This is a genomic window from Ruegeria sp. S84 (assembly GCF_056583445.1).
Window position 1 is genome coordinate 39024 of the sequence record NZ_JBWPVF010000003.1, and the last position, 13975, is coordinate 52998.

12 protein-coding genes and 1 pseudogene are annotated in these 13975 nt (G+C 53.0%); all 13 read right to left on the minus strand.

Annotation, left to right across the window (positions count from 1 at the left end):
• Positions 1 to 17: 17 nt before the first annotated feature.
• The 13 genes and pseudogenes from AC1DFB_RS21065 to AC1DFB_RS21125 all read right to left on the minus strand — a co-directional run bounded on the left by AC1DFB_RS21065 (position 18) and on the right by AC1DFB_RS21125 (position 13945).
• On the minus strand, positions 18 to 1826 hold the full coding sequence (locus AC1DFB_RS21065) for an ABC transporter ATP-binding protein (RefSeq protein WP_480922845.1): 1809 nt from the start codon (positions 1824 to 1826) through the stop codon (positions 18 to 20).
• Positions 1823 to 3034, minus strand: a complete 1212-nt coding sequence (locus tag AC1DFB_RS21070; RefSeq protein WP_480922846.1) for a nucleotidyltransferase family protein — start codon at positions 3032 to 3034, stop codon at positions 1823 to 1825. Before AC1DFB_RS21070 ends, AC1DFB_RS21065 begins: the two co-directional genes overlap by 4 nt.
• A 130-nt stretch (positions 3035 to 3164) precedes the next feature.
• A complete protein-coding gene (locus tag AC1DFB_RS21075) occupies positions 3165 to 4295 on the minus strand; it encodes a glycosyltransferase family 4 protein (protein ID WP_480762343.1) in 1131 nt (376 codons plus the stop codon).
• Positions 4289 to 5482 carry a glycosyltransferase gene (locus AC1DFB_RS21080; RefSeq protein ID WP_170737450.1) on the minus strand — a complete coding sequence of 398 codons (1194 nt, stop codon included), beginning with the start codon at positions 5480 to 5482 and terminating at the stop codon, positions 4289 to 4291. Before AC1DFB_RS21080 ends, AC1DFB_RS21075 begins: the two co-directional genes overlap by 7 nt.
• Positions 5479 to 6357 (minus strand): glycosyltransferase family 2 protein, encoded by an 879-nt coding sequence (locus tag AC1DFB_RS21085; RefSeq protein ID WP_170408844.1) that lies wholly within the window; start codon positions 6355 to 6357, stop codon positions 5479 to 5481. Before AC1DFB_RS21085 ends, AC1DFB_RS21080 begins: the two co-directional genes overlap by 4 nt.
• Positions 6354 to 7292, minus strand: coding sequence for a sulfotransferase family protein (locus AC1DFB_RS21090; protein WP_480762339.1), 939 nt, complete (start codon positions 7290 to 7292; stop codon positions 6354 to 6356). The genes AC1DFB_RS21085 and AC1DFB_RS21090 overlap by 4 nt, the downstream gene beginning before the upstream one ends.
• Positions 7264 to 8631 carry an O-antigen ligase family protein gene (locus tag AC1DFB_RS21095; protein WP_480762337.1) on the minus strand — a complete coding sequence of 456 codons (1368 nt, stop codon included), beginning with the start codon at positions 8629 to 8631 and terminating at the stop codon, positions 7264 to 7266. Before AC1DFB_RS21095 ends, AC1DFB_RS21090 begins: the two co-directional genes overlap by 29 nt.
• Before the next feature lie 7 nt (positions 8632 to 8638).
• Positions 8639 to 9220: a glycosyltransferase family 4 protein gene (locus tag AC1DFB_RS21100; RefSeq protein ID WP_480922861.1), complete on the minus strand. Its 582-nt coding sequence runs from the start codon at positions 9218 to 9220 to the stop codon at positions 8639 to 8641.
• Positions 9212 to 9652, minus strand: a pseudogene (locus AC1DFB_RS21105) (glycosyltransferase family 4 protein); the annotation flags it as partial. The pseudogene AC1DFB_RS21105 and the gene AC1DFB_RS21100, both read right to left, overlap by 9 nt.
• An 85-nt stretch (positions 9653 to 9737) precedes the next feature.
• The gene (locus AC1DFB_RS21110) at positions 9738 to 10664 is read right to left on the minus strand and encodes a sulfotransferase (RefSeq protein WP_170737439.1); all 927 of its coding nucleotides are present in this window, start codon (positions 10662 to 10664) and stop codon (positions 9738 to 9740) included.
• 33 nt (positions 10665 to 10697) lie between these two features.
• Positions 10698 to 11789, minus strand: a complete 1092-nt coding sequence (locus tag AC1DFB_RS21115) for a glycosyltransferase family 4 protein (protein ID WP_480762334.1) — start codon at positions 11787 to 11789, stop codon at positions 10698 to 10700.
• Positions 11790 to 11934: 145 nt separating this feature from the next.
• Complete coding sequence (locus tag AC1DFB_RS21120) at positions 11935 to 12900, minus strand: methyltransferase domain-containing protein (RefSeq protein ID WP_480893900.1); 966 nt, start codon at positions 12898 to 12900, stop codon at positions 11935 to 11937.
• A gap of 124 nt (positions 12901 to 13024) precedes the next feature.
• Positions 13025 to 13945 carry a glycosyltransferase gene (locus AC1DFB_RS21125; protein WP_480922847.1) on the minus strand — a complete coding sequence of 307 codons (921 nt, stop codon included), beginning with the start codon at positions 13943 to 13945 and terminating at the stop codon, positions 13025 to 13027.
• Positions 13946 to 13975: the final 30 nt, after the last annotated feature.

Sequence of the window (13975 nt, forward strand, 5' to 3'; positions counted from 1 at the left end):
CGAGTACGACAACATTCTCAAACCGTTTCTCGATAGCTTCGCCCCTGTCGCTCAAATAAACCGGCATAGTGACCCTTGGCGGCGATAAGCTCATCGTGGGTGCCTTGCTCAATGATTCTACCGTTGTCCAGCACATAGGTGTAGTCCGCCATTCGCACGGTAGATAGCCTGTGGCTAATAATTAAAGCAGCACGGTTGCCAATCTTATCGCGAAAATTTTCGAACAGTTCGAATTCTGCATTGGGATCCATAGCACTTGTTGGCTCATCCATAATGATAAAATTCGATGCCGGAAAAAACGCGCGAGCCAGCGCTATGCGCTGCCATTGCCCCAGACTCAGCTCGCGCCCGTTATCAAACATCCGGGTGAGCGGGGTGTCATATCCCTGATCCAGTGCGCTTATGAACCTGTCCGCATCTGCGCGACGAGCCGCCTCAAAAATTCTGGGGCTGTCTTCTGGTAAACGGACATCTCCAAAACGAATGTTCTCAGCTACAGTTGTGGCATAACGCGAATAGTCCTGAAATATCACACTGAATAGCCGGCGGTAGGCAACTGGATCAAACTCGCGGATATCCTTGCCGTCGAGTGTTATACGACCACGATTTGGATCATACAGCCTTGCCATCAGCTTAATCAGGGAGGTTTTGCCTGATCCGTTTTCCCCCACAAGGGCGACCACCTGGCCGGGTTTGACAGTCAGGTTGATGCCCTCAAGCGCAGGGACACTGTTGCTGGGATACTGGAACGTCACATTCTCAAAGTGCAGACCTGATGTGATCGGAGCGGGCAAAGATTTGGGTGCTGTTGGCGCTTTGATTTCAGGCTCGACCGACAGAAAACCGAACAACTGCCCCAGAAAAAGCTGATCATCATAAAGTTTGGAAACATGGCGAACGAATTCCTGCCCACTGCTTTCTGCTCGACGAAATAGTAGAACAAAGAGCACCAGATCGCCGACGCTCAAATCCCCCACCAGCGTCCGCATTACCAGAAACGATACAGCGCCCGCAAAGATGAGCGCGCCCAACCCCGAAACCACAAGCTCGGCAATCGCCTTGCGTTTCTCAATGGCGTATTGCTCCTCCCGCATACGTTTTTTCAGGCTGGAATAAAGCTCTTTGAGATGGGTACCTAAATCGCCAAGCCGCAGCTCCTTAGCGTGGATATCTGAGGTGATCAGCCAGTCCAGATAGCTCGCTCGCCTTTCTAACTGGGCGCGATCCTTCTGCCATTGGAAAAGGGCTTTGGTGAACTTCAAGCGGATGAACAATACCGCCAACATGGCTACCAGAATGGCCGGCAGCAACCGCCATTCGATGCCTACAAGCATCACAAGAATAGCAACCAGATAGAGTACACTTTTGAAAATCAGCAGAACAGTCGAGATCACCTGTGCCGGTCGCTGCGAGCCTGCCGCCCGCGCCCGTGCGAGCAGATCAAAATAGGCCGGACTTTCGTAGAACCCCAGATCGACACCGATGGCACGGTTGTGAATTTCACGATCGACATAGTCGGACACCAACATGCCCTGTGCTGTCCGCGCAAGGTTCGCCAGTGTCTGGATGGCCACCGCGCCCAAAAGACCTACGCCCGTGAGCACAAGATAAAGAAAGACCGGCCCCGTCTCGACCTCTCCTTCAGCGGCGAACTGGGTTGAAATCACATCTATGAGCAGCTTGATAACATAGAGCACACCGATGCCTACAACCACCTCGATGGCGGTCAGGACAGAGACGATCAAACTCATTTTCATGCTGCTGTAGCGCAGCAAGCGGAACACTTTGGGCCAGACTGTCAGGCCAGCTTTGACTTTCGACTTCACAGACCAGCATCTCGCTTGTGGGAAAATAACAGATGCCGCTTCAAAATGCCGAGCGGTTTGGAAACATAGTAAATCCACTGAAGCCCGCGCGGCAGGGGCCATGCCTCATATTCGTCATAGCCTGGCAAGACACGGGACAGGCGCGTCAGGATGCGCGCCCGCTTGCGTACTTCCGGCGACACCATCCACTTGAACGGCAGCCCTAAAAGCTCCTCGCCCTCACGCAAGTCATATTCCAGCTGCAAATCCCCAGGCAGGTTTCTCAGGCAAACGGCGGCCAGCTCGGCACCCCGGCTGCCGCCTTTGGCCAAATTACTGGCATCGCCAGAAACCGCTATCTCATGCAGTTCCAGGCAAGCCTCGGCGTTCGAGCGCAGACCCAACTCTGCAGCTCGCGCCAGTACTTTGTTCCGGTCGAAAGAGGAATCTGAAATGATCGCATCAAGATCTGCAATCCAGTGTAGGCGCGACCAGATGTGGCGAGTATTGTGATAGCAGACATAGCAAAAGAGATCGGCGGTCGGCATGACGCCGTAACGCAGTGCTTCGTCAGAGATCATTTCACGACGCTGCAATGTCTCCCCAACTTCAAAGAGTCCGAGCCTTTTGTCGATATTCCAATGTACCTCGATCGTTATATTATTCGGCGTCACAAGCGTCGCCACAGTCTTATAGTTCAGAATGGCCTCGAGATCGCGATTGCTGATCTGACATCCCTTCAGGTCGTTCCCATCGGCGATCTGATAGCCCTTGGACAGCGCCTGGTGCACAAGTTTTCTCTGATCATCGCGCGACATAAGAATGTCTACATCGCGCGCAAAGCGCAGACCCGGATCATCATAATAGCGCGCAGCAAGGCTGGGCCCCTTGAGATAGACATGGGCCAGATCGAGCGGAGCCACGCAATCATTATGAAACTTCCGCTGCGCGGCCAGAACACGCAGCGCGCCAAAAGTAAGGGGCAAAACCTGCGCGCGCATGGCATCAAGCATGTGGCCATAGGTCTCGTCCAGCTTTAAGCTCTGCAAATTGCGGTAGACAAGCGGTAGGCTGAACTTGCGCAGAGCGATATCCGTGAGCTTCGGCCAGTCCTGGACGCGCGCGCAAAGCACGCGCGCGCGGTCCATGTCTTGAGGTGGAATAACAGCCCGGGATAGAAACAGAAGCGCATCGCAAATCGGTGCCGGAATGGACTGCATCTGTTCCATTCAGACCTCGAGTTCCGGCGTGGCCAAATCGCCCTGCGCCTGAGCGAGGTATTTTTTCACAAACGAGCGGAAAAATATTGTCGTCCCTGATCTTCCTGAAGTTCTATATTGTATAATCAAATTCCTGCCCTCAGCGCCCCACATCAATAAACAAATCCTGTAGCTCTCTGGCACACTCATCCCATGAGAAAAGGCCCGCACGTTCCAGGCCTTCCGCAATTTTTGCCTCTCGCTGGGCCGTATCCGTGCAGATGGAATATATGGCCTGTGCAATCTCGGCAACGTTTTCTGGGTCAACAAGCAGACCCGCATCTCCAGCCACTTCCGGCAGGGATGACGTGTTCGATGTGATCACCGGCACGCCCGAGGCCATTGCCTCGAGCACTGTCAGCCCAAAACCCTCATAGAGCGAAGGGTGGATATAGAGCGACGCCCGCCGATATAATGCCCGGAGCTGTTCGTCGGTCACATAATCCAGCAGGTGAACGCGGTTCATCAGGCTACCGTCATCCAGTTCTCTGAGCACGGTTTCGGTTTCCCACCCCGCACCACCAACCAGAACCAGATGATGGTCAATCGTATCTTGCACCTGCTTGAGCGCGCGTAGAACACCCTGTACATTCTTGCGCGGGCTGATCTTGCCTGCCGTCAGAATGACGGGCACATCATCCGGTGGAAGATTCAAACCCGCCAGGCAGGCCATATCGCTTGGCACGAAGAATTCCGGAGAAACCCCCTCTTTGATCACGCGGATGCGATCGGCGACATGAGCACCAAGATAGCCCTCAACCTCGTCTGCTGTGGACTGCGAAACGCAGACGATCGCGTCGGCACGGGCTTCGGCCTGCCGCAGGCTTTTCTCCATGATCCAGGGCTTGGTATTGGTGAAATACTCTGGATGTGTAAGTGGCCCCAGATCATGAACCGTCACCACGTAAGGTTTCCGCGTGGCAATCGCATATCCCAACGAGACCGCATGGACCACATCCACGGGCCCGCCAATCAACCGCTCCAATGTAGGCATATCGAGATAATGCCAGGCCAACGGTGTCAGTCTGCGCCCCAATTTAACCAATTCAAGCCCTGTATCCGCCTGCAGGGCAGACAGTTTTTCGGGCGACAACGAGGACCAAGCCGCCACGGGCCGGATGGCAAGATCATCGAGCTTGCACAACCCCTTATACATTTCATGCGCGTAACGGGTGATGCCATGCCCTTGAGATGTCGCAAACTGGTTTGAAAAATAGGCAACATTTAACACTGCACGCTATGCCTCTGCTGCTGATTTGAAATATCCGGAAAAAATCGCTTTATGATCGTGTCCACCTTCGCCTGCCAGCTGTGTCGGGCGGAAAATGCAGATACTGCGGCTTTCTGATTGTCCGTGTCAGCCATGATAACCTCAATCGCAGGCGCAATGTCTGCTTCTGTTCCGATCTGCGTTACAGGCGGGTGTAGCGCATCGAATTCATCATGGGCGGTTGAGAGCACGGGAAGGCCGGCAGCGGTATACTCATAAAGTTTGAGCGGGTTTTGTCCGCGATAAACCTCTTGCCGCCCGCGGTCATAGAGCATCACGCCGATATCTGCAGCCTTGAGGTATGCGGGTAAATCGGGCGGAGCTTTCGGACCCAAAAGCGAGACCGTGCTGGGCATCTGGTTCGCCAGATCGTGCGCCCATTGCGCCTGTGGACCGATCAGTATCAATGATCCACCTCGTGCCCCCATCTCTTTGGCAAGCGCCCCAAAAAGGCCCGGGTCGCCCTTTGCCAGCACACCGCACCAGACAGCTCGGGGGTGGGGCAGATGCGCGATCTCATCCGGGGCGGCAATTTCAGTGCGATAGATTTCCAACTCGGCCCCCTGCCCCAAGACCGTCACCTTGGCGGCAGGAATGCCCAGATCTTCTACCAGATAAGTTTGCAGGCTTGTGCCAATAACGTAGACTGCGTCCGCCTGCGCATAATCCCGACGCTCCAGCGGTACAACCGCTGCACCCCGAAAAGCCGGATAGTAATCCACGACATGAAAGATGACCCGTGCTTGGGGAAAAATCTTTTTCAACGCCGCAACGCTGCCCGGCACGGTAGTCCATATGAGGTCGGGTTCAGATCTCCCCTGCCCGGTTACGCAAGTCCGGAGCGACGGCATCATAAGTCTATATTTCAAATAAGACGCGTTGGAGGTGTTCAGGGGCCAGACATCACGAACCGGCACGGGCGTGGCCAAATTCAGGACCCGCACCCTTCTGTCTGTGTACGGAGCCTTCTTCCACTCCTGCACATAGCCCTTTCCGCGCAAGAGGTGCACTGGATCAAGCGGGTTTTCCAGATAGCTCACATCAAACCCGCGCTGCCCAAACAACCGGGCCAGAACCTTGGTCGAGCACTGGATGTCCGAACTCCATAATGTCGGTCGGTGGAACAGGATATGCGGGGCCAAAGTCATTCGGCGGCAGGTTTTTGCGGGTCCGATGCCGCTGTCAAAACAGACGTACCCGCCCACATCTCATTAAGGTCTTTATCAAGTTGCTCCCGTGCGATCGCGTTCTGCCGATCCCAGACAACCGCATTCGCCCTGAAAATTGCTGTGGCTGAATGTGCGGCCGAGATAAAGCCCGGCGTACCATCCAGAAACCCGCGCTTTACCAGATATTTGCGGACAAATTCCGCGAACGGGCGCCCCACTACATCAATCCATTTGACCGGGCGGCCACGACTTTCGACGCCTTTGGTAACCTCTTCCAGATAGGTTGCACTTTTGCGGATGCGCTTTTCAAAATTGTCTTCGTTGAAATGGATCATCAGCCCTTTCAACTGACCAATTCGCTCGGCGGGCGCATCTATCAGGCAACTTTCGTGGAACATGCCACCGAAGCGGAATTTGTCCCGCCGCGCCAGATGGACCAAATTCCAGTCCCGCCAACCACCACCCTTCATGGGACGGTGCATGAAATAGTTCAGCCGCCTATAGCGGTAGCCATCCTTTCCCATATCGGTAATGCCTTCATGGATTTCTTTGGCAAGTTCTGGGCTGACGCGCTCATCAATATCCATATGCAGCAACCAATCGCTGGTGGCTGCATCAATCCCCTTGTTGCGCTGATGACTGAAGTATTCGCCTTCCTCGCGCGGACTTTTGAGGAATTTGACCTTGTTGCCATAGGCGTTCGCAATCTCTTCGGTTCGGTCAGTTGAGCCGTCATCCACGATAACGATCTCATCGACCCAATGGGCGAGATTTTCCAGAAAGCCACCGATGTCCCGTTCTTCGTTATAAGAGATCGAGACAACTCCAAGACTTGGACATTTGGTATTATTCATTTTTTTGTAGCCCGCGGCGCTTTGAGTTTCAGATAAACAGGTCGGACCACCCGGTCGCGCATGCGGACCATGCGTTTTTTGATACGGGTCTTCAGATCGGGCTGCATGGCGGCAATAGTGGCTGCCGTCGGTTTGTGCGGATTGATCAGTTCCAGATCCTGATAGCCGAAGGCCTTGGCAATCTGACTGACCGAGTGGTCAAGCTGCAGCGTGTAATTCTCGTTGGCCATCCATTTCTCCTTCGAGGAGGTATGAACCGCAGAGCCGATCTCGTCCTCGTATTCGACGCCAACAAACTCACACAGATCCGCCAAACCCTGTTTCGGATCCGCGATAATGTCCTCGTAGCGCACCAACTTGAACGTCTCCGGTGGTAACATGGACTGGATGCTCAAAAGGTTGCGCTGGATATTAAGCCAACCGAACTGGCGCCTCTCTGCATTGGTCGAAAACAATTCATGAGCAGAATATTGGACCGCCAGTGGATTGCGCACGAGACCGATGATCTTCACATCCATCTCCGTGCGGTCTACCCATTCCAATAGCAAGCTGAGAGCGCACCATTCTGCAAGGATTTGTGGTGATTTCTCAAAGAAAACCGGCTGGGCAAAGGTCTTGCACAACGCGTCCCAGCCTTCAAAAATCAGTTCCGTGTCATTCTCCGGAGGCTCATAATCAGGCATATTGCCCTTGAGCGTATCGATCAGATAAGTGCGCGCATTCTCGCGTGAGCCATAACCAGCATATGGCTTGAAACCCGAATAGAGCATGTCAGGCCGGTTCAGAACCACGGACGCCTTCAGCCAATGATGGGTCTCAAAATACGTATGGGGCGAATAGTCGACATGACGGATGCCCGAGTGTTTGCACAGCTCATCCTGCAGCATGGTTGAGCCAGAGCGTTTGTCAGACAGTAATATGACGACCGTAGGCATGTCCTGTCTCCTTGTCTGTTGAGGTATTCGAATAAACCGGGAAATGCCTGAGCGCGGCTAGCAAGCCAAAAATAAAATAGAACATCATAGCCCCGCGTGGCTGGGACACCATAGCGTGACCAAAAATTGCCCACGGGGCTATTCCAACCACAGAGGCCAATAAAGCCTGACTGAAATACTGACCAATGCCTGAACGCCTGCCCTTCACATGTTTGAGTGCATAAAAGAACGCACTCGCCAACAGGAACATATGGAGCAGCGCTGCGCCCATTCCGTTTGCATAATAAGACACAGCAAACAGCGCGTGATTGGCTTTACCTGCAACCTCAGGCACGACCGCATTGGACTTCAGGATGGCAATACCCTGCCCCGCTACAAGAAACGAAGGATGTTCAAAGATGTGTTCAAACGGTTCTACATAGGCAAGCAGGCGTTCGGATTCGCGCTCGTCTTCAAGAGGATTTTCAAAGATCGCCGCAGATCGGTTAGTCAGACGGTCAAAAAAGAAAACCTCAGAATTGACGCCGACCATCATGACCAAAAGGATTCCAAATCCGACAGGTCGAAGGATGCCCTTCTTAATTCTATTGAGGCCGAGAAACACTGTGAAAAGAACAATTAGTATGGCTCCCAGGATCGGCCCCCGGGAATAGCTCATCAACACACCCATGGGGGCCAGAAAACACGCGATCATCGCCACGGTTCGCCAGCGCCCAATCGGTTTGGGCCAACTGTAGAGCAGGGCAGCAAGTGGCCACGACAGATTAATGAAACTGGCCCCCAAAATGGAGACCCCCACCAACGTCCGCCCCCGCACCCCGGTGTCACCCGAATCCAGGTAGGATGCGGCTACCTGCCGCCCCGCAGGATCAAGGAAGGTATTTTCCAAGACAAACCGTACTACGAAATTTCGAGTTTGTGGGAGGGAAGTCAAAATCATCAGTGAGGCCGTGACAATCACCCCAAGCGCGGCTGCCTTGATCACAAGCTCAAGATCTTCGGGCGTTCTGATAAGCTGTCCGGTCGCATAAAAGACTAAAAATGCGAGTGTCATACGCGCCGCCTGATAAACATGCTCAAAGATTGAGCCAGTATAAATGAAGCCCACAAATTCCCCGATAATCGTGAAGGAAAACAGGGCCAGAATAATCCACTGGAATGGTCTGCCACCAGGCCCAAAACCGTGTCGCCGGCTGGCGTAATAGACAATCAGAACAATAATAATATCAATGAAATACAGCGGTACAGGACCCACCCGGACATTCATCTTGGGAACGGCAGTCAGCATAAAAACAAAAACCGCCATTGCTATTGTACCGTGGGAATACTGCTTAAGCATGGCCGCTCTACCGCGCTGCGGCATGATAAGCCGCAATATATTTCTCGGACATCAGTCGCTTGTCAAAAGATTCAGCACGACGGAAACCAGCCTCTCCCATGTTCTGCCGTTTCTGCTCATCGTCAATCAGTTCCATCAAGGCCCCTGCAATCGCCCGTGGTTCTGTTGGCGGCACAAGCAGAGCACACTCCCCGTCGGTTCCCACAACCTCGCGCAATCCTGCAATGTCGGACGCAACTACGGGCAATCCGGCATTCATCCCTTCAACTGCAGCCAGACCGAACCCTTCCCAAAGTGACGTCATCAAAAAAATATCCGCCTCCTGCAAAAACGGGCTTACATCGGTGACATGCCCCTCAAAGCGCACTGGCGTTTTTACGGTCGCCGCCCTAGCTTCCAGATCAGCCCTTAGGTCACCATCACCGACAATACTGTAATCGCACTTGTTTTCAGGTATCAACGCAAGGGCCATAATTGCCGCCGAATAATTCTTTGCTTGGCGCAAGCCGCCCACAGAAACGATTTTGACTCGATCTGAGGTGGTCCGCTTAGTGAAATCATCAAATCTCAGATTGGCGCCGTTCAGAATGACCTCTGCTTTGTTCGACAAAGTCGGATAAGCGGCCACCAAGCTTTCCAGCGTACCATCACTGATACAATAAATTTTTTCGAACTGTTTATAAATCAGCGGGTCGACAATCCTCCCCACAAAGGATCCGCGGCGGTTGTTGGATGTACTATGTTCCGTAAAAATCACCGGACAGCGGATTGCACCGCTCTTTCTGAGACCGGCAACCCAAGCGCTGGTTGGAAAGAGGTGTGCATGCACAACATCGGGCTGCGGGGTCATCGCGCGCAGGTATTTGCGCAAAGCCAGAATGCCCCCTGGCTTGTAAGGGCTCGAAACCCCCAAAGATACGGCATTGCGCAGCCCGGCTGTCTCGCAACGTTCCAGCGCGACGAGATGCGCATCGACACCAGATGCAAGCAAATCCAGGTGAAGATCCTTAACAAGCCGCTCTGCTCCCCCCCATGATAGCCGAAACTATTTATAATCTGCACAACTCTCACGATATCTTCACTGTCTTTCTTGTTTCTTCGTGTCTCTACGTTGTATTGCACCACTCAGACAGATCCTTACCGACAATATTAGATAGCTTCTCGATATCGTCTCGGTAGAATTGCGCTAGAAATGCCTTTGTTTGCGCGTCCATTTCCGGGCGCTCCAGAGTTTTAGAGAAAATCAAAGACCGCACTTTCACTTTGGCCGATTTAGGTATCAGAGCCTTTATTCTCTTCAATCTTGCGTGCTTTGAATTCAGCGCCCGGATCATCCACTTTGCTTTTGCAGCGCCGCCTTTTTGTGCATGAATTTCACGAACGACAAAGCTGTCATCGATCTTCAGCCAACCAAAAATATCCATCATTGTTTCCGCGGGAGCGCGGTTTAGATCATCAAACAACACCAGCTTGATCCGACCCCGCCCGAATTGAGCGATCCAAGGTGCAAGCAACTCGGCTTGAAGCCCCTTGTTCAGTTTTGGAACGTTGATCTTACTCAGGATCTTTTTGTCCAAATAATCCGACGCATAACGTGCAACGTAATCAGCAAAATTGCCGGTCTCAGTTCCATCGCGCAAAAACAGAAGATACTCGGAGAAAAGGCGATCCACTGGGTTGCGCAGACAGATCAGAATGCGCGCCTCAGGACAATCTTTGAAAATTTCAGCCGCGGTATCAGGATGGTAGATATAATGTGAGGCTTCGCCCACAATTTTTGCCCCCCTCACATTCTGAAACAGGCTTTGATAGGTCTCACCTGTCCGGTATTTTCCCTTTTTCAAGAATGTCTCCAGGAAATCCCTGTCTTCGGGTGACGGGTCTTTAATATTGCGAAATGCTTCAGCCAGATAGTATTCTGGTTCCTTGATTGGGGACATGTAGATATCCGGATGCTGTTCGAGCATCAGGTTCAGACTTGTAGACCCGCATCGCATGCCGCCGATGACGAAAAAGTTTGGCTGTGTGAACATCAATAAACCTCTGAAAAAACCGAATATATGTCATCACCTGAATTTCCGCAAAAAATCCTTCAGCCCCGTCGGTATTCGGTGTCGCCAGTAACCAGGAAAATTGGGGTCGGGCCTGAACGCGCACCACGGGCGGGGTGTCCAGTCCGGTGCGGATTCCGACATCACATCATGGATCAGGGCGGCATAAGCATCGGCAGCAACCTCATTTGTATACCGCGCCCGCGCTTCAGCACCCACAGCCCGGCTAAGCGCCGCGAGCTTCGCTCGATCACGGTGCAGGGCCACGATGGCGCTGGCAAAACCCTCCGCGTCCCCCAGTTCCTCGATAAACCCCGTGCGTCCTGTCTCAACCAGGAAATCGGTAATGCCTACGATCCGACCACAAACCGGCACGCATCCGGCCATCATCGCTTCTAGAAGAGCGTTCGGACAGCCTTCAAAATGCGAGGTGAAGAGATAGATATCAGTCTTGCCCAAAAATTGCGGTATCTCCGCAGGGGTGAGCGCTCCCATAAATTCAACGCGGCCCTCGGCCAGATGTGAGGCCATCGCCTCTTGCAGCCGCGCCCGGTCCACGCCTTTGCCCGCAATCCGCAATCGGAACGGCACCCCTCCCGCTCTGAGCGCATCAGCAATGGCGGGCAGATACATCACCCCCTTCTGGTTATGCTCGAGACGACCCAGAAACCCCAGTTCCAGTTGCGCGCCAGTGCCACGCTCAGATTGAGCTGCGGCCTCGAACTTGGCCGCATCGATGCCGTTGGGAATAAGCGCAACTTTCGCGGGGTCAGCGTCGTAATCGGCGACGAGGTCATCACGTAATCGCGGAGTTAGGGCTATGATCCGGGCCAAACGCTCCCGGCCTGACATAGTGATGCGATAGCCGTGATCAAACGCATTAGCGCAACGCGAAAAAACCCGCATATGTGTGGGTAAATGCGGGATTGCAGACAATATACCTTCGGAGTTTATCGCCATGACACAGTCTATATCGTTGTCTGCGCACCACTTCGTGAAAACCTGCGCCTGCCGTTTCATACTCAGAGAAGCCGGGGCCAATTGAACACAGCCGTCATCCACATAGGCGTCTTCCCAGAGCTGTGCTTGCGGCTTTCCTACGGTCACACAATAAAGCGAAACCCCCGCGCCGCGAGAGCGGGGCGCATATTGCGGTAAAACGTGAAGGTCCCACTGTCTTTAGGCACGGAGCCGAAAGCGACTCTGATGGGCCTATCAAAACAAGCTGACGTCTCCGATTGAAAATCTGTCATCATGTATGACTAAAGCCCGAAACACCGTACCGAGCCACGACATCTGAAGGGTCGCATGCCTGCTGCTGACGCTTGCCATAAAAATATGTACAAGATGCTGCATCCAGGGCTTTTCGATTATGCTTAAAGATATGGTCCGCATACTTGACCCAGAAAAAAAGTGTTCGTGCAATCAAAGCCAGCCCGCTGGAGATTCGGGCATTCTGTGAGAGCATTCTGACGAAATCAACAATTTGCCAATTGAGATTTGTACCTGGCCCAGCGACCATCCCGGTCTCGATCTCTGCAAATTTTTCATAAAGCCGTCGATGACCAGATAAAGTATAACGTGTAAAATCATAGGCCCCTTCATGAACACCTTGCAGAAACGGTATCTCTGAGTAGATAAACCCATCATCTTTGAGCACACGATGCATTTCTTCAGCGACTTGGTCCGGGCGGATTACATGCTCCATGACTGCTGTTGTAATGATTCCATCAAAGCTTCCGGATTTAAACGGGAGCTCGTGAGCATCGCAGAAGATATCCGCACTTGCGCCCTTGTCGACATCGCAGAAAACGAAAACCGTGTCATCATCCAAAAAATGCTTTTTTAGTTGTGCTTCCTGATTGCCGCAGCCGACAACCAAAACCACCCTACCTGATTGGCCATAATCTTTGGCAATCGTTCCGAACATCCGTTCACGCGCCAAGTTAAGTGAGCGTGATGGAACAATATTCTTGATCCTTGTTCGCAAAGTCTTTTTCTGGGCCGCTGGACCCCTTCCTCCGGTTTCCGTTTTATAGGCGGATCGTGGAAAAAGATCGTTGGTATTACTCATCAGAACCGGGATTGAATTGCAGTTGATGCTCTCGTTCCCACAATCGCCACACACCAATACCCCGCTGGCAGAAAGCGTTAATTCTCCGCCGCACTCCAAGCATAGAAGGCTGGGTTGAAGTTCATTTATGGATAGTCTTTTCAAACCTATATCTTTCCGATTCTAAAAATGACTGATATCTGGTGGGCCAGAGCTTTTGTGCTGTAATGCCCTTCTATCTTGGCCCTACCATGCGTACCAAAGTTTCGTCTCTCGCCCTCATCCGCTATCAGCCGGGACAGGCTAGCGGTCCATTCCTTGTCTGAGGAAACCAAAAACCATCCAATCCATCGGTGATCACATCACCATTGGCCCCTACCCTGCTTGCCACTACAGGAATGGATGTGGCCATATATTCCAGAGCCTTGAACGCGCATTTATAGATGTTGAACGGGTTATCAATAAGCGGATAGAGGCCAATGTCGAAATCGGCCACTGCAGCTGCTACCGCCTCGGGATCAGACCAGTTCACTTCATCCACTAGATCGAGTACCAGCCCGTCAATATCACCAAAGACCTCAGCCAGTTTTGGTTCGCCGCAGGCACCGACAATTTTAAGGCGGATGTCGTGTTTCGCGGCAAGACTGCGCAGCGGTGCTTCAAGAATCGAGGTCAGATCTTCGACATAATGGGCGCCGTTGCCGATCCAGCCCAGACACACTTGTCCCGCGTCACCTGCAGTGCGTGCCCTGTACTGATCCAGGCGAATGCCCGAGGGGACGAAATGCGCCCTACCACCCGCCTCTTGAACCAAAGTTTCCAGATTGCGGCTGCCGGCAAAAACACCGTGCGCATCGCGCATCATGGTTGCCGCATTGCGTTGCGACACCTTACGCTCTGCCCGCGAGGGCGCATCATCGATATCGAAAAACACTCGCTTGCCCATAAGCTTAGCCATGCGCAACAAGGCAATATCATAGCGAGAATACTGCTTCTGGAAAATTAGGACATCGTGCTGCATCGTAACCGCCAACATCCGCAGGTAGTCTCGCCGGCGCGGCGCGTGATGGTAGGAAACACGATAGCCCAACGTCTCGAGTTCTTCGCCGATCCAATAGCCACGCACACGCGAGCTGGCCTTGTTGCGATCTCCCAGCAGAATAAACGCAACCCTGAGGTTTTGAGGGTCTGGAACGGAAGGTGTCGTCATGGGAGGGCCGGACCTTTTCCTTCGCCGGTA